Genomic DNA, 15,923 nt, shown 5'->3' with positions numbered 1-15,923 from the left:
GTGCGGGAGCGGGGCGGCCGGGTCCACCCTGGAGTGAGGCGCCGTTCGTCACCCGCGCGAGGAGGTGACCTCCGATGGCGAGGACGCAGGGTACGAGGCCCCGGAGGGTGCGGCTGTGGCGGTGGCGGAGGAACCCGCTGCGCCGCCGCAGTGATCTGGCCGAGGCCTGGCTGGTGCTCGTCACACTCCTCCTCGCCCTGCTGCTCGGGGTGTTCTCCGGGCTGACGGCGGCCGCGGCCGTGGACGGGTCGCTCGCCGAGCGCCGGGAGCGGACCACCCCCGTCCCCGCCGTACTGGCCGAGGACGCCGCCGGGCTGTCGGCGTCGGTGACGGAGAACGGGGACGGCGGCGTATGGGCCAAGGTGCGGTGGACCGCCCCCGACGGCACCGGTCGCACGGGCCGGGCCGAGGTCGACCCGGGGAGCCCGGCGGGCACCGGGGTCACCGTGTGGACGGACCCCGCGGGCCGGCTGGTCTCCGCACCGCCCGACGGCGCGGAAGCACGGTTCCAGACCGTCATGGCCGGTGTCACGGTCGCCGTCGCCGCCGGGGGAGCGGTCCTGCTCGGCGGATGCCTCGTCCGCTTCCGGCTGCGGCTCCGGCGCCTGGCCGAGTGGGAGGCCGAGTGGCGCCGGGTCGAACCGTCGTGGCGCAGGCGCATGACGGGCTGAGGCGATGCCGGGGCGGAGCGTTCACCGCCGTGGTCACCGGGACCTCGGCGGCCGTGTCCGGCGGCCTCGGCCTCCCGGTCTCCAGGTCTCCAAGGCAGGTCTCCGGGGCGCACGGGGCGGGCCGAAGCCCTGCCGCAGACGGCCGCGGTCCCGGCCCGAAGGCCGGGACCGCGGGGGCCGTCGTGCCGGACGGGGCCGGGACGACGGGGGTGCGGGGCGGCGCCCGGGCGGCGCCACCCCGCGCAGGTCAGACCTCGCCGCGCCAGGCGCCCGTCTCCAGGCCGCGCCGCTCGATGAACTCCTTGAACCGCTTCAGGTCCCCGCCGACCTGCCGCTTGACGAAGCCGAGCTTGTCACCCACGTTCTCGGCCATCCCCTGCGGGTCGAAGTCCATCTGCAGCATCACCTTGGTGGTGGTGTCCCGCACCCGGTGGAAGGTGACGACCCCGGCCTGCCTCGCCTCGCCGTCGACCGTGGTCCAGGCGACGCGCTCGTCCGGGATCTGCTCGGTGATCTCGGCGTCGAACTCCCGCTCCACACCCCCGACCCTGGTCACCCAGTGGGTCAGCGTGTCACTGCGCTGCTCGATGCGTTCCACGCCGCCCATGAACTCCGGGAAGCTCTCGAACTGGGTCCACTGGTTGTAGGCGGTGCGGACCGGGACGTCGACCTCGATCGATTCCTCTACCTGCGACATGCGTCGGCTACCTCGCTTTCCGATGGGGAACGGAAGACGGGTACCTGATCCGGCGCCGGTCAGTCCTGACGATCCGTCACACCGGCCGGCCGAGGGGTCACGCCTCCTCGCGGCGGCAGTGCAGGAAGAGCTGCGGCTCCGGCCGGGCGTCGGGATGGGCCGGGGTGAACATCACGCTCTCCTGCGACTCCACCGCCAGGCCCGCCGCACGCACGAGGGCGACGACGTCCTCGGCCGCGAAACTGGTGACGCGCACGTCCTGTCCCATGAAGACGCCGTCGAACCCCTCGACGTCCAGCGGCACGGTGGCCAGCGCCAGTAGGCCGCCCGGCCGCAGCGCCCGCGCCAGCCGGCGCACGAGTTCCGACTGCTCCGCCCGGGTCATCTGCAGCAGCGCGAAGTACACGCAGACCGCGTCGAACGAACCGTCCTCGAGCGGCATCCGGCGGATGTCGGCGCACCGGAACCCGGCCCCGGGCACCTGCCGGGAGGCGATCTCCACCATCACCGGGGACACGTCGACGCCCAGCACCCGGTGCCCGGCCCCGGCGAGCGCGGCGGCCGTGGGACGGCCCGTCCCGCTGCCCACGTCCAGCACCCTGCTGCCGGGCGCCAGCCCCTCGAGCAGCCGGTCCAGCGACGCCCGGTGCGCCGGCGAGGAGGCGAACGCCTTCTCGTACTCGCCGCCCAGCGCGTCGAACACCGCCGCCGCCGGTGACCCGTGATCCTCGTCGACCAAGACGCACCCCGTCTCCACGTACCGATGCGGGGCATCGTGCCATCCCCGTCCCGCCGTCACAACGGGACACCGCCCGTGGCGGCTTGCGGGCACGCGGACCGGCACGGCAGGGTCGGGGGCGTGCCGACTCTGCTGATCGTCCATCACACGCCCTCGCCGAACTGCCAGGCGATGTTCGAGGCCGTCCTCTCGGGCGCCACCACCGAGGAGATCGAGGGTGTCCGGGTGGTGCGGCGGGCGGCGCTGTCCGCCACCGCCGCCGACGTCCTGGACGCCGACGGCTACCTCCTCGGCACCCCGGCGAACCTCGGCTACATGTCGGGCGCGCTCAAGCACTTCTTCGACCAGGTCTACTACCCGTGCCTGGACACCACCCGGGGGCGGCCCTTCGGTTACTACGTGCACGGCGGGAACGACGTCACGGGCGCGGTGCGGGGCATCGAGTCGATCACGACGGGCCTCGGCTGGCGGCGCGCCGCCGACGGCGTGACCGTCACCGGCGAACCGGACCGGGCCGCCGTCGAGCGGTGCTGGGAGCTGGGCGCCACGGTCGCCGCGGGCCTGATGGACTGAGCCCCGCCGACGACACCCTCAGGTCTCGTCCATGCGCCGTCGGTCCTGCTCGTCCCAGGCCCGGGTGTCGCGCGGCTGCGTGTACGGCTCCGCCTCGGGCGGATGGCCCCCGGCGATGGCCCGCTGCCTGGCGATCTCCGCGTCGAACTCCAGCCCCAGCAGGATGGCCAGATTGGTGATCCACAGCCAGATCAGGAACACGATGACGCCGGCCATCGTGCCGTACGTCTTGTTGTACGACCCGAAGTTGGCCACGTAGAGGGCGAACCCGGCGGAGGCGATCAGCCAGATCACCAGCGCCAGGAAACTGCCCGGAGTGATCCACCGGAACCCCTTGACCCTGGCGTTCGGAGCCGCCCAGTACAGCAGCGCGATCATGATGACGACCAGGACGACCAGCACCGGCCACTTGGCGATCGACCACACGGTCAGCGCGGTGTCGCCCAGGCCGAGCAGGTCGCCCGCCTGACGGGCCAGCCCGCCGGTGAAGACCACGATCAGCGCACTGATCACGGCCATCACCATCAGGACGACCGTCACCCCGAGCCGTACCGGCAGCACCTTCCACACCGGGCGCCCCTCGGGCATGTCGTAGACCGCGTTCGCCGCGCGCATGAACGCCGCCACGTAACCCGACGCCGACCAGACGGCCAGCACCAGACCGATGATCGCCACGATCGACCCGATGCCCGCCCTGCCCTGCAGTTGCTGTACCGCCTGGGTGAGGATGTCGCGGGCCGCGCCGGGGGCGGTGAGCTCCTGGAGGTTCTCCAGCACCTTGTCCGTGGTGGACCTGCCGGTGAGGCCCAGGATCGACACCAGGGCCAACAGCGCCGGGAACAGCGCCAGCACGCCGTAGTACGTCAGGGCGGCGGCCCGGTCGGTGAGCTCGTCGTCCTTGAACTCGCGCACGCTGCCTTTCAGCGCCGCGCCCCACGCTCCTTTCGGCAGCTTGCCCGGTGTGTCCGGTGCCGCCCGCTCCACCTCGTCGCTGGGCCCGGGTTCGTCCGCCGCCGCGTCGCTCCCGTAACCCGGACGGGGTTCGTCCGTCGCGCTCTCGTCGGTCTGCCGGTCGTTCCGCCCCGGGATATGCAGCTTCATGCCCCCCGGGTAACCAGGGACCAGCGGGCTAAGCCGGGAAACAGGTCCCCGGCCCGGCCGGAAAGGGGTTGTGGGAGCGCTCCCAAGTGGGCAGGATGCCCAGCATGACCGAGTCCCCCAGGATCCGCCCGTACCTCCGCGAGGACCGGCCGGCCCTCGACGACATCTGCATCCGCACCGCGCACAACGGCCAGGACAGCCGCCCCCACTACACCGATCCCACCGTCTTCCCCGACACCTTCGCCGCGCCCTACGTCCATCTGGAGCCGGAGCTGGCCTTCGTGCTGGACGACGGCCGGGGCCGGGCGGTCGGCTACATCGTCGGCACCGCCGACACCGCCCGCTTCGCCAGGGCCTTCCGCGCCGCGTGGCTGCCCCTGGTGGCCGACCGCCACCCCGAGCCGTCCGGCCCGCCGGCCACCCCGGACGAGGCGATCGCCCGGCTCCTGCACCACCCCGAGCGGATGATCGTCCCGGAACTGGCCGCCTGGCCGGCCCACCTGCACATCGACCTGCTGCCCGACTGGCAGGGACGTGGCTACGGACGGCAGCTGATGCGGACCTTCCTCGAGGCCCTGCGGGACGGGGGAGTGCCGTCCGTCCACCTCGTCATGGCGACGGCCAACAAGCCCGCCCGGGCCTTCTACGACCGCATGGGCTTCGAGGAGATCGACACCCAGATGGACGACTCGGTCGTCTGCCTCGGCCGTACGACGCACGATCTCGACGGGCTCTGACGGGCTCTGACGGGCTCTGACGGGCTCTGACGGGCTCTGGACGGGCTCTGGACGGGCTCTGGCGGGCCGGCGCCGGTCTCTATCGAACGCATCGAATGCGCCACCGCCCGTGCGGAAGTGGCGCAAATGCGCATTGCTGCTCCGCTTCGGCGGGCGCAGCCTGTGCGTTGGGAGCGCTCCCATGGTCGCCGCGGGAGCGCGTACCCGCATCCCCGCAACCCCACAGCGGAAAGAGGGAATCCATGACTTGGCATGGCCATGATGTATTACCGCTCCGGTCCCGTCTGTCGCTCGCCCTGACCGTGGCCGTCGCCGCGCTGCTCTGTCTGATCCCCTGGAGCGGTACCGCCGTCGCCCACGGCTCGGTGATCGACCCCGCGTCCCGCAACTACGGCTGCTGGCAGCGCTGGGGGAGCGACTTCCAGAACCCGGCGATGGCCCAGGAAGACCCGATGTGCTGGCAGGCGTGGCAGGACAACCCCAACGCCATGTGGAACTGGAACGGCCTCTACCGCAACGGCTCCTCCGGCAACTTCCAGGCCGTCGTCCCCAACGGTCAGCTGTGCAGCGGCGGACACACCGAGGGCGGGCGCTACAACTCCCTCGACGCGGTGGGCGCCTGGAAGACGACGAACGTGAACGACGACTTCACCGTCAAGCTGTACGACCAGGCCAGCCACGGCGCGGACTACTTCCTCGTCTACGTCACCCGGCAGGGCTTCGACCCCACCACCGAGCAGCTGGGCTGGGACGACCTCCAGCAGGTGGCCCGCACCGGCTCGTACGCGCCCAGCCAGAACTACTCGATCCCGGTGAGCACCTCCGGCCTCAGCGGCCGCCACGTCGTCTACACGATCTGGCAGGCCTCGCACATGGACCAGACGTACTTCCTGTGCAGTGACGTGAACTTCGGCTGAGTCACCGGCCCTTGACCGCTCCCGTCCCCAAGTCCCCGCCGGACCGCACGGGTCCGGCGGGGACCGGTGCGTACGGGACCGGGGTTCTCCGAGATTCCGCGAAGAATCCGTGAGGCCTTTGAACACGCGGCGGTCCGCCTGCGTATGGGGCGTGGGAATCCCCTGCCCACCCCCCGCGACAGAAGCGTAGGAGTACCGCCTTGGCACGCAACACACGCAGACGCCCCAAACAGCGCGCGACGCTCGCCGCCTTCGCCCTGATCCTGGGCGGAGGCGGGATGATGGCGGCCAACGTCTACGCTTCCGCGACGGAGGAGGGCGCGCCGGGCGGCGGCCAGGTCCTCTCGGGCGCCACGATCGACTGTCCGGACGTGGCCACCGAGCTGACGTCGGTGCCGCAGGAGGCGCGGGCGGAGGTCGACAAGGAACTCGCCGCGCTCGACGCGCAGATCGCCGATGCCTACAAGAGGCTCGGGGAGTCGGCCGAGGCTCTCCGGCAGGACCCGGGCTTCGCGGACAACGCGATCGCCGGGCCGCTCGAGGAGAAGCGTTCCGCGACCCTCGCGCGCATCGCGACCGCCATCGGCCGGGTCGGCGACCGGCCCGCCGGCCTCGAGGAGCTCGCCGCCTGTGCCGTACGCGAGTCCGGCAACGCCGCACAGCCGGACGCCGGGCAGGAGGGCGCCGGCGACGAGGGCGCCGGCGACGAGGACGCCGGCAACGAGGGCGAGCAGGCGGGTGACGGAGGCGACGGCCAGGACCAGCAAGGTCAGGGCCAGGGCGGAAACGGCGGTCAGGCCGGCAACGGGCCCGTCGCCGGCGACTACGTCGACATCGAGAGCGTCCAGCCCAACGTCACCGAGCCGCAGCAGACGGGCAACGCCTCCCGCGGCACCTTCACCAGCGAGTGCGGCGTCAACGAGAACGGCCTGTTCAACTCGGACAACGTGATCGCCGCCCCGGGTGTCGGCAACGGCGCCCACCACTTCCACGACTACATCGGCAACCAGGCCACCAACGCCTTCTCCAGCGACGAGGACCTGGCACAGGCGGACACCAGCTGCGCGGACCAGGGCGACAAGTCGTCGTACTACTGGCCCGTGCTGCGGCTGCAGAACGGGACCCAGGAGCAGGACGCCGAGTCCCCGGGCGGCGGCATCGAGGGCAACGTCGGTGAGATCGTCACGCCCAAGGAGGTCACGCTGACCTTCGAGGGCAACCCGCAGGGCGAGGTCACCGCCATGCCCCGGCTGCTGCGCATCATCACCGGCGACGCCAAGTCGTTCGTCAACGGCCCCGCCAACGCCAACGCCTCCTGGAGCTGCACCGGTTTCGAGGACCGGCAGCTGACGGACAAGTACCCGCTGTGCCCGCAGGGCAGTGACGTGGTGCGCACGTTCGACTTCCAGAGCTGCTGGGACGGCCGCAACATCGACAGCGCCAACCACCGTACGCACATGGCGTTCGCGGACGCCGAGGGCGCCTGCCCGTCCGGCTTCAAGCCGGTGCCGCAGCTGGTGCAGCGCATCGTCTACGACGTCGACGCGCCGAGCCTCGACGACGGCGGCAAGACGACTCCGCTGTTCGCGGTGGACTCCTTCCCGGAGCAGCTGCACAAGCCGATCACGGACCACGGCGACTTCATCAACGTCTTCGACGAGGACCTGATGAACGAGATGGTCGACTGCATCAACGAGGGCCGCACCTGCGGTGCCGGCGGCGGCGACGGCGACGGCGACGGCGGCGACGATGGCAACGACGGCGGGAACGACAGCGGCAACGGCGGCGGCGAGCCGGGTGAGGAGCCCCAGCAGCCGGAGGAGCCCACGGCCACGCCCGACGACCCGGGCCAGGGCGGCGACGGCGACGGCAACCAGGGTGACGGTGGCGACAAGCCCGGCGACGACGGCAACCAGGGCGACGGCGGGCAGGAGCAGCCGTCGGATCCCCCGGCGGCCGAGGAACCCCCGGCCGCCGAGGAGCCCGCGGAGGGCGAGGAGCCCGCGCAGGGCGACGGCACCGCCCGGCCCGAGCAGCCCGATGTGAAGGCTTCCACCCCGGCCGAGGACGCCGGCGCCGGGAACCGGGACGGCGACAAGGGCGGCAAGGACGAGGGCGGCCAGGCGGCCCAGGCCGCCGAGGTGCCCGGCAGTCTCCCGGAACTCGGGTCCGAGGACGGGACCGAGGCACAGGCCGAGACCGGCAGCCTCGCCGAGACCGGGGCCCAGCTCTGGCCCGCCGCGCTGGGCGGAGTGCTGGTGATCTTCGGATTCCTCGTCCTGCGGAGCGTGAGGCGCGGGGCCTGACCCGACGCGGCACGTGAACGGCGGCAGGACCCGGCCCGGGTCCTGCCGCCCCGCGTTTCCCTCTCCCTCCGCACCGATGCGGAGCAGGAGCGGGAGGTCGCGGGCTCACCGGTTCGGGGCGTCGACCAGGGCGTCCGGTTCGGCGGCCGTGGAGGAGCAGCCTCGTTCGGGCAGGGCGGCACGGAACCGGCGCAGGCCCGCCGGCACACTCAGCGCGCCGGACCCCAGGGCGACCCCGGCGCCGACCAGGGCGCTGCCCACCGCCTGGGCCGCACCGTAGGAGCCGGTGCCGACGAGCGGCGCGGTGCACGCGGCCGCCACCGGGATCAGGCCGGAGAACAGGGTGGCCCGTTCGGCGCCGATCCGCTGCATGCCCATGTACCAGCACACGAAGCCGATCACGGTGACCACCACCGCCTGCCACAGCAGCGCCGTCGCCTCGACCCCGTCCGGGCGGCGCAGCCACGCGGACCCGTCGAGCAGCAGCCCGGCCGCCGCCGACTCGACCGCGGCGACTCCGCACACCGTGGCGGACAGCAGACGGGGGCCCAGGGGCCGCAGCACGGGCACGGCCAGTACGGCGAACCCGACCTCCCCGACGAGCGCGCACAGCGAGAAGGCGATGCCCACCCCGTCCGTACGCCCCCAGCCCTGCACGGTGAAGGCGCCGACGGCCACCGCCGACGCCCCGTACAGCACCGCCCGTTGCGGCCGCCGGCCGTCCAGCAGGGGGACGAGGACGGCGACCACGACGGGCGTGCAGCCCACGAAGACGCCGGGCACCGCCGGTTCCGCGGTCCGCTCCGCGGCCAGGACGGCCAGGTTGAACCCGACCATGCCGACCGCGGCGAGCAGCGCCAGCCGGGCCCACAGGCGCGGCGGGAGCGACCGCAGCCTGGCGGCCGCGCCCCGGCCGGCCAGGGGGACCAGCAGCAGACAGGCCAGCGCGTACCGCAGGAACTGACCGCCCGCGTACGGGTAGTCGCCGAGGACGCTGTTGGCGGTGAAGGAGCCTCCGACGAGGACACAGGCGAGCGCGGCGAGCAGGGCCCCGCGCGTGGTGACGGCGTTCATGACACCGACGCTAGAAAGAACGGCGGCCCGCCAAGGGGTCCACTTCCACCCCGTTGTCGGGGACCAATCCGGCCGGGAAGCCGCTCCTCCGGGGAAGCTACTCCTTCTTCTTCCAGGGGCCGACGCCCAGCTTCCCCGCCGTCCCGAGGTCGAGTTCGGGGACGAGCGTCACCGGGTCCGCGCCGGACTTCGCCCGCACCCGTACGTAAGGGACGTCGACCGCCGCACCCGCCTCGACCGTGTTGCGCCACACCAGGCCGACCCAGGCACCCTCACCCGGCTTCAGCACGAGCGGCAGGGCCGGGCCGTCCGCCCCCGTGCCGCCGACGACGGAAGCGCCGTCGCGCAGGACCCGGACACCGTCCACCGGTTCGTGGTCCTCGTCGAAGAGCCGGACGTCGGGACAGCCGTGCAGCGAGTAGGGCCGGGTGCCGCAGTTCTCCAGCTTCCGGTCACCGGTGTGTGACACTTGGCGCCAAGGACGCGGTGCTGTCCGAGGGGGAGCGCCGGCCGGCCGCGAGAGGGGAGTCGCCGTGGACAAGGGGACGGTTCGCACACACGAGGGCACGGACACGGGCACGGACGCGGCGGCGACCGCGCGGCACGCCCGCTTCGGACGCCTCCCGGAGCCGGTCCGGGTGGAGGACATGGTCGAGGAACGCCCGGCCGTCGCGCCGGACCCGGCCCGCGACGCCTACGACCCGGACGAGTGGCTGGTGCGCTACTGCCTGTGAGGCCGCCGGCGGCGAACGGCCGGCGGCCGGGCGCCGGTCAGCGGCCGGGCCGCCAGTCGTAGGCCGTCAGCAGCAGCGCCACGTCGTCCGGGCGGTCCTCGGTCCGGCGGGCCGTTCTGATCAGCCGGTCGGCGAGCTCCTCGACCGAGTCGGTGCGGCTGCGCGCCAGGCAGCGGCGGATCATCCCGATGCCCGTCTCGATGTCACCGCCGGGCGTCTCGACGAGCCCGTCCGTGTACAGCGCGAGAACGCTGCCGGGGGCCAGGGTGAGTGCCGTGACCGGGTAGACGGCCTCCGGCAGCACCCCGAGCAGCACGCCACCGGGCAGGTCCAGGCTCTCCGTGTGCCCGTCGGGGTGGCGCAGCAGGGGCGGGGGATGACCCGCCCGGACGGCCAGGGCACGGCCGGTGGCCGGGTCGAGCTCGATGTAGCAGCAGGTGGCGAAGACGTCCGTCTCCAACTCCACCAGCAGCCGGTTGGTGTGGGTGATGACCTCCTGCGGCGGCCGGCCGCTGGCGGCGAAGGCGTGCACCGCGCTGCGCAGCTGTCCCATGACGGCGGCGGCCCCGACGCTGTGCCCCTCGACGTCGCCGATGACCAGTGCCACCCCCCGCCCGGTCCTGATCACGTCGTACCAGTCGCCCCCGATGGCCATGCCCTGGGTGCCGGGCAGATAGCGGCCGGTGGTGAGCATCCGGTCGATGGCGGGCAGCCGGTGCGGCAGCAGCCCCTCCTGCAGCCCCCGTGCGACGGCGGACTCCGCGTCGTAGAGCCGGGCTCGCTCTAGCGCCTGCGCGGTCAGACCGCCCAGCGCGGTCAGCGCGGTGCGCTCCTCGGGAGTGAACCGGTGCGGTGCGGTCCAGCCGAGGATGCAGGAGCCGACCGGATGGCCGGAGGCGATCAGCGGCAGGAACGCCCAGGCGTTCATCGGGTCCAGGAGGAGCTGGGGGTAGGCGTTGACCAGTGCTTCCGGTGACTCGAAGAAGAGCGGGAGCCGGGTGGTCAGGGCGTGCACACCGGGCAGGTTCGCGTTGAGCGGCACCCCTTCGAAACTGTCGAGGAAGTGCTCCGGATAACCGGACTCCCACAGCAGGTGCATCCCGTTGTCGCGGATCGTGTACAGGGCGATCTCCTGCGCGCCGAACGCGGGCAGCAGCTGTTCGGCGACGGCCAGGCAGACGTCCCTGACGGTGACGGCCTCGGTCAGCACGCTGGCCATCTGCACGACGTGGTAGAGGGCTCCCGCGCGGGCCGTCGCGACCAGCTCCGAGGGGGCCGCCGCGCCGTCCCCGCCGGTCGGCGCCAGGGAACGGCCCGGCTCGGCCCCGGCGGGGGCGCTGGTGCGGAACACGCGGCCGGTCAGCCCGTGCACCCCGGGATAGAGCACGAACCCCAGCCAGACGCCGTCCGGGTCCTGCACCAGGTACGACACCTGCTCCTGCGACAGCATGGCCGCCCGGTAGCGGTCCTCGTAGGCCGGATCGCGCAGCCAGGTGAGCACGTCCCACGGGTAGTGGCCGAGCATGTGCTCCAGGTCGCAGCCCAGCAGCTCCTGGCAGCGGAGGTTGGCGTAGACGATCCGGCCGTCCTGGTCCAGGGAGAACACGCCGTCGGGCAGCCGCTCGGAGGCCTCCGCCGCGGTGACCCCGCCGGCCGCGTCGACGAGGGCGCCCACCAGGAGCCGGGCGGCCCCCTCCGCCCGCACGACGTGCCCCCACAGTTCGACCGGCCGGTAGCGGATCCGCCCGTCCTCCCCGGCCTCGTCCAGCACCCTGAAGTGCCGGCCCCTGATCTGCCCGGTGTCCGCCGCCTCCCGCCGGGCCGCCCGCAGTTCGTACAGGTCCTCGGGGGACACCCGGCCCTCGACCTCCGCCATGGTGCCGCCGAACTCCTCCCGGCCGACACCCAGGAGGGACAGCGCGTCGTCGTCCCCCGACCACCGGTCGCTGTCCAGGTCCCACTCGACCATGCCGACCGACACGGCCCGGGCGGGCGGCGTGGGCAGCCGCACGCTGACCGGCTGGTCGTCGTAGTCGATGCCGTACGCCACGGCGTCCGCGCCCTCCCTGCCGGGCATCCGGCGGGCGAACGCGGTGAGGCGCTCCTCCATGTCCCGCCCCGCGTCGTGCAGCGCCGCCCGCACCGTCTGCTCGTCCACCGGCTCCCGGGCGGCCGACCGCAGGACGGACAGGACACCCACGGGTTCGCCGTCGACGTGCACCGGGTGGAAGGCGGAGCCGAACGAGTACGGCAGCGCGGCGGTGAACTGCGGGAAACGCAGCATCATGGCCCGCTCGTCCGGCAGCCACATGCTCTCGCCCCTGCGGTACGCCTCGGACATGGGCAGCGCGCCGCCCACGGGCACCCGCCACCAGGTCATCAGCAGCGACCGCGGGACGCCGGCCACCACGCACAGCACCAGCGAGCGCCGGTCCCGCGAGCGCAGGTACACCAGTCCGCCGTACCCGCCGATGTCCTGGACCGCCGCCACCACGGGCTCCGCGAGCGCGTCCTCGATCCGGCCCGCCGGATGCGCCGTCCGGAGCTCGTCCGCTCCCGCGCTCTCCCCGGCGCCGCGGCCGGGCACGTCCGCCGGCCGCTCCCCGCGCGGTACGGCGGCTGCATCATCCATGTCGCGTCCTCCCGGTGCGGACGCACGGGTCATCCGTTCGCTCCTCACCAGGATGTGCCATGCCGGACGGTCCGGCGCGGCGGAGCCGCAACCTTCCGGTCATCTCGGTCGTCTCACCCGATACCAGAAGGATGCGAGCCCAGGGGGCCGAAAATGCTTCGAAAGCGAACAATCTGCGCGACCCTCGTGCTCGTGGGCGCCACGCTGACCACGGCGGCGGTACCGGCCGCCGCCACCCCGGCGACGGCGACGGCGACCCGGGCCACGGCGTGCCCGACCGGCTGGGGCAGCCTGCCCAAGGCCGCCTCCGACAGCACGACCACGCCGGTACGGGACATCAGGACCGGCCGGCACGCCTGCTACGACCGCATGGTCGTCGATCTGCCCGGTGCCGCGCGCGGCGGCCTCGGCCACTCCGTCCGGTACGTCGACCGTCTCCACCAGGACGGATCGGGCCGGCACATCCCCGTCTCCGGCGGCGCCGTCCTCGAGGTGCGGGTGGCCGCGCCCTCGTACGCCCCCGAGAGCGGCGAGCCCACCTATCCCGCGCGCGCCGGACGCCCCCTGCCGGGCGTGGACCTCACCGGGTACCGCACGTTCAGGGACGCGCGGTTCGCCGGCAGCTTCGAGGGCGAGACCCAGATCGGGCTCGGTGTGCGGGCGCGGCTGCCGTTCCGGGTGCTGCAGCTCGACGGCCGCCTCGTGATCGACGTCGCCCACGGCTGGACCGGCAGCCGCTGAGCGCCCGCCGCCGGACGGTCACCGGCCCGGGGCGCCCGTCTCGCAGACCTGGCGCGCCACCTCGCGCAGTTTGGTGTTGGTGCGCTGGGACCGGGTGCGCAGGAGATCGAAGGCCTGGTCCTCCGTCATCTGGTGGCGGCCCATCAGGATGCCCATCGCCTCGCCGATCAGATGCCGCGTGGCGATGGCGTCCTGCAGCTGGGCGTCGGTCCTGGCGGTGGAGAAGGCGACCGCCGCGTGGGAGGCCAGCAGCCAGCCGGCCGTCTCGCTGTCCTCGGTGAACATGCCCGGCTTGTGGGAGTACATGTTGAGGGCTCCCAGCTCCTCCTCCCGGGTGTACAGCAGGAAGCCCATCATGCTGCCCACCCCGAGCTCCCGGCAGCGCGGAACGAAGGACGTCCAGCGTTCGGGGTCCGCGGTGAAGTCGGGGATGCGGAAGACGCGTTCGGCCCGGTCGGGCCGGGCCGCGTCGAAGCAGGGCCCTTCGCGCAGGCGCTCCTGGAGGTGGTCGCTGTCGGTCACGAGCTGCGCGGTCGGCGCCAGCGAACTCACCCGGTCCCCCCGCAGGACGAGGATCCCGGAGGCGTCGCAGCCGTCGACGAGCTCCACCGCCTTGCGCGTGATCTGCTCCAGGGTCGAGTCGAGGGTGTGCTCGGCCAGGAGATCACGCGCCATGGAGGCCATCTGCTGCGCGAAGTACCGCCAGTCCATCGTCCGCCTCCCTGGTCGCCGCAGTCAGCACACACCGCCTCTACCCCGCGCCGATGTGCGGCACGCCGGTGAACGGCCCGATCCGGGGCAGACGGCGTACGTGATCTTCAGGAGTCCCGTGGACCCCCGGCGCACGTCCTGCCGGCCGCGAGAGAGGAACCACCAGGGTGACCATGCCCCAGCGCCGTGTACGTCCGAGGCACCACGGGCGGCGCTTCGACCTGCGGGCGACGGCCATGTTCTTCGGCCTGCTCGCCACGGCCCTGATCGTCGCCGGCTTCGCGGTGCGCGCGCTGGCCCCGGTCGTGCAGCGGCGCCCGGTGTGGGCCGTCGTCCTGCTGTGCGTGGCCGTCGCGGCCCTGCTGGCCCACGGACGCAGACGGCGGCGGCCGTCCGCGGCGAGGATCGCCCGCCGGGCGGGTGAGGCCCTGGAACAGGCCACGTCGACGGCGCTCGACGCCCTGGACGACCCCGTCCCGTCCCCGCTCCCGCCCGCGGTCCCCGCACCGGCCGGGGCGTACGACGACGTCCTCCCCACGGCCGTCGCGCCCGCCGCCCCGGTCATCGACCACGACGCCCTGAGCCCCGAGGAGTTCGAGGCGGCGATAGCCGGCCTGTGCGTGCGGGACGGCTGCGCGCGGGTCGAGGTCGTCGGGGGAGCGGGGGACCTGGGCGCCGACGTGACGGCCCTGACCCCCGACGGCCGCCGCCTCGTCGTCCAGTGCAAGCGCTACGGCGACGACAACAAGGTGGGCTCGCAGGACCTCCAGCGCTTCGGCGGCACCTGCTTCACCGTCCACGGGGCGGACGTCGCCCTCGTCGTCACCACCAGCGACTTCACCGCGCCGGCCGTCGAGTACGCCGAGCAGTGCGGCATCGTGTGCGTGAACCGCGACGCCCTGCTCGCCTGGAGCGAGGGACGGGCGCCGGCACCCTGGGCGGCGGGCGCGGACGGGGCGTAGGCCCGGTTGTCAGTGCCGGATGCCACCCTGCCGGTATGGACGAACTGGAGTTCATGCGCGGCAGGGTCTACGGGGCGGACCACGACGATCCGGGCCCGCGCGCCGGGCGGTCGTACGTGGAGCTGGCCGGGGGCCCGCTGGACGGTCTGCTGCTGGACGTCACCGGCCGCAGCGAGACGGAACTGAGGCACGGCGTCGGCCTGCCCACCGAGATGGGCCGCTACGGTGCGGGCGGCCGCGCGGTGTACGCGCCCCGCGGCGACGGCGCCCGGGTGTACGACTGGCGGGGCGACGTTCCCTAGCCGCCCGGCCGGGTACCGGGCAGGTGCGGCCGTGGACGCCGACGGGGCGTCGGGGTGCGCGAGGAAGTGGGGCGAGCCATGGGAGTGCTGGCGGAAGGCGGCGCGGTGCTGCGCGACCGGATCGGTCAGGCGATCTTCTCCCGGGTCGCAGGACCGGACGGCCCGGACAACCGCGCACGCATCCACGGCACGCCCGGCCCGCGCTGGTACGGTCCCGACCGGCCGGTCAGGAGGGTGCACGGGGACGCGTCGATGTTCATCGGCGGACTCTCGGCCCTGCTGCTGCAGTCGCTCCACCCGCTGGCCATGGCCGCCGTCGCCGGGCACTCCGGGTTCCGCGGTGACCCCTGGGGGCGCCTGCAGCGGACCAGTACCTTCCTCGCCGCCACCACGTACGGCACCGCCGACAGCGCCCAGCGGGCCGTCGACCGGGTGCGGGCCGTCCACGAGACGGTGCGCGGCACCACCGCCGACGGCGAGGAGTACCGGGCGTCGGACCCCCGTCTGCTGTGCTGGGTGCACATCGCCGAGGTCGACATGTTCCTGCGCGCCCACCAGCGCTACGGCGCCCGCCCCCTGGACGACGAGGGCTGTGACGCGTACGTCGCCGACATGGCGCGCGTCGCCACCGCGCTCGGCGTGCCCGACCCGCCGGTCGACCGCGCCGGACTCGCCGAGCGGCTGGCCGCCTACCGCGGCGAGCTGCGCTCCACCCCCGAGGCGCGCTCCACCGCCCGCTTCCTGCTGCTCAACCCGCCCGTCCCGCTGCTCGCCCGGCTGCCGTACGGCGTCCTCGCCGCCAACGCCGTGTCCCTGCTGCCGGGCTGGGCCTCCCGCGCGCTGTGGCTGCCCCGCATACCCCCGGCCGAGAGCGTCTGCGTACGCCCCCTCGGCACCGCCGTCACCGCAGTCATCCGCTGGGCCCTGGCCCCGACCCGCGACACGACGCCCTGACCCCGAACGCGCTCACCGTGCTGGCCGCGCTCACCGCGGGCAGTCGTGCCGCTGGGGCGGCACGGGTGGGTG

The 15,923-nt window shown here is 73.5% G+C and carries 17 protein-coding genes; 10 read left to right on the top strand and 7 right to left on the bottom strand.

Annotation, left to right across the window (positions count from 1 at the left end; all coding sequences use genetic code 11):
• The first annotated feature begins 74 nt into the window (after nt 1–74).
• Nucleotides 75–671 carry a hypothetical protein gene (locus KUM38_RS26785; RefSeq protein ID WP_217132669.1) on the top strand — a complete coding sequence of 199 codons (597 nt, stop codon included), beginning with the start codon at nt 75–77 and terminating at the stop codon, nt 669–671.
• Between the two features lie 247 nt (nt 672–918).
• On the opposite strand, the gene KUM38_RS26780 is transcribed toward KUM38_RS26785, so the two are convergent.
• Both KUM38_RS26780 and KUM38_RS26775 read right to left on the bottom strand, forming a co-directional pair.
• Nucleotides 919–1,368, bottom strand: a complete 450-nt coding sequence (locus tag KUM38_RS26780) for an SRPBCC family protein (protein WP_217132667.1) — start codon at nt 1,366–1,368, stop codon at nt 919–921.
• A 97-nt stretch (nt 1,369–1,465) separates the two neighbouring features.
• Nucleotides 1,466–2,107, bottom strand: a complete 642-nt coding sequence (locus KUM38_RS26775) for a class I SAM-dependent methyltransferase (protein ID WP_254397739.1) — start codon at nt 2,105–2,107, stop codon at nt 1,466–1,468.
• 120 nt (nt 2,108–2,227) lie between these two features.
• On the opposite strand from KUM38_RS26775, the gene KUM38_RS26770 reads away from it, so the two are divergent.
• The gene (locus KUM38_RS26770; RefSeq protein WP_030869489.1) at nt 2,228–2,680 is read left to right on the top strand and encodes a flavodoxin family protein; all 453 of its coding nucleotides are present in this window, start codon (nt 2,228–2,230) and stop codon (nt 2,678–2,680) included.
• An 18-nt stretch (nt 2,681–2,698) separates the two neighbouring features.
• Here the strand turns inward: KUM38_RS26770 and KUM38_RS26765 are convergent, their stop codons facing one another.
• On the bottom strand, nt 2,699–3,781 hold the full coding sequence (locus KUM38_RS26765) for a YihY/virulence factor BrkB family protein (protein WP_217132663.1): 1,083 nt from the start codon (nt 3,779–3,781) through the stop codon (nt 2,699–2,701).
• A gap of 104 nt (nt 3,782–3,885) precedes the next feature.
• Here KUM38_RS26765 and KUM38_RS26760 point away from each other — a divergent pair, with 104 nt between their 5' ends.
• The 3 genes from KUM38_RS26760 (at nt 3,886) to KUM38_RS26750 (ending at nt 7,741) form a co-directional block, all read left to right on the top strand.
• Nucleotides 3,886–4,518 (top strand): N-acetyltransferase, encoded by a 633-nt coding sequence (locus tag KUM38_RS26760; protein WP_217132661.1) that lies wholly within the window; start codon nt 3,886–3,888, stop codon nt 4,516–4,518.
• A gap of 242 nt (nt 4,519–4,760) precedes the next feature.
• Entirely contained in the window at nt 4,761–5,435 is a 675-nt protein-coding gene (locus KUM38_RS26755) for a lytic polysaccharide monooxygenase (protein WP_217132654.1), read from the top strand.
• A gap of 281 nt (nt 5,436–5,716) precedes the next feature.
• Nucleotides 5,717–7,741: a DUF1996 domain-containing protein gene (locus KUM38_RS26750; protein WP_217132823.1), complete on the top strand. Its 2,025-nt coding sequence runs from the start codon at nt 5,717–5,719 to the stop codon at nt 7,739–7,741.
• 105 nt (nt 7,742–7,846) lie between these two features.
• On the opposite strand, the gene KUM38_RS26745 is transcribed toward KUM38_RS26750, so the two are convergent.
• The gene (locus tag KUM38_RS26745) at nt 7,847–8,815 is read right to left on the bottom strand and encodes a DMT family transporter (protein WP_217132652.1); all 969 of its coding nucleotides are present in this window, start codon (nt 8,813–8,815) and stop codon (nt 7,847–7,849) included.
• A gap of 97 nt (nt 8,816–8,912) precedes the next feature.
• Nucleotides 8,913–9,284: a DUF4232 domain-containing protein gene (locus tag KUM38_RS26740; protein WP_217132838.1), complete on the bottom strand. Its 372-nt coding sequence runs from the start codon at nt 9,282–9,284 to the stop codon at nt 8,913–8,915.
• A gap of 64 nt (nt 9,285–9,348) precedes the next feature.
• On the opposite strand from KUM38_RS26740, the gene KUM38_RS43355 reads away from it, so the two are divergent.
• Nucleotides 9,349–9,549 (top strand): hypothetical protein, encoded by a 201-nt coding sequence (locus KUM38_RS43355; RefSeq protein WP_217132650.1) that lies wholly within the window; start codon nt 9,349–9,351, stop codon nt 9,547–9,549.
• Nucleotides 9,550–9,586: 37 nt separating this feature from the next.
• Here KUM38_RS43355 and KUM38_RS26730 read toward each other — a convergent pair whose 3' ends face one another.
• Nucleotides 9,587–12,181 carry a SpoIIE family protein phosphatase gene (locus KUM38_RS26730; protein WP_217132648.1) on the bottom strand — a complete coding sequence of 865 codons (2,595 nt, stop codon included), beginning with the start codon at nt 12,179–12,181 and terminating at the stop codon, nt 9,587–9,589.
• Nucleotides 12,182–12,334: 153 nt separating this feature from the next.
• On the opposite strand from KUM38_RS26730, the gene KUM38_RS26725 reads away from it, so the two are divergent.
• Nucleotides 12,335–12,922, top strand: coding sequence for a hypothetical protein (locus KUM38_RS26725; protein ID WP_217132644.1), 588 nt, complete (start codon nt 12,335–12,337; stop codon nt 12,920–12,922).
• 18 nt (nt 12,923–12,940) lie between these two features.
• On the opposite strand, the gene KUM38_RS26720 is transcribed toward KUM38_RS26725, so the two are convergent.
• A complete protein-coding gene (locus tag KUM38_RS26720) occupies nt 12,941–13,633 on the bottom strand; it encodes a GAF and ANTAR domain-containing protein (RefSeq protein ID WP_217132642.1) in 693 nt (230 codons plus the stop codon).
• A gap of 167 nt (nt 13,634–13,800) precedes the next feature.
• Between KUM38_RS26720 and KUM38_RS26715 the strand changes: the two genes are divergently transcribed.
• The 3 genes from KUM38_RS26715 (at nt 13,801) to KUM38_RS26705 (ending at nt 15,851) form a co-directional block, all read left to right on the top strand.
• Nucleotides 13,801–14,595, top strand: coding sequence for a restriction endonuclease (locus KUM38_RS26715; protein WP_308409052.1), 795 nt, complete (start codon nt 13,801–13,803; stop codon nt 14,593–14,595).
• A 35-nt stretch (nt 14,596–14,630) separates the two neighbouring features.
• A complete protein-coding gene (locus KUM38_RS26710) occupies nt 14,631–14,897 on the top strand; it encodes a hypothetical protein (RefSeq protein WP_217132636.1) in 267 nt (88 codons plus the stop codon).
• A gap of 78 nt (nt 14,898–14,975) precedes the next feature.
• Nucleotides 14,976–15,851, top strand: a complete 876-nt coding sequence (locus KUM38_RS26705; RefSeq protein ID WP_217132634.1) for an oxygenase MpaB family protein — start codon at nt 14,976–14,978, stop codon at nt 15,849–15,851.
• Nucleotides 15,852–15,923 lie beyond the last annotated feature (72 nt).

Source organism: Streptomyces sp. AC558_RSS880, assembly GCF_019049255.1.
Lineage (GTDB): Bacteria > Actinomycetota > Actinomycetes > Streptomycetales > Streptomycetaceae > Streptomyces.
This window is presented reverse-complemented; position numbering and strand designations above follow the sequence as displayed.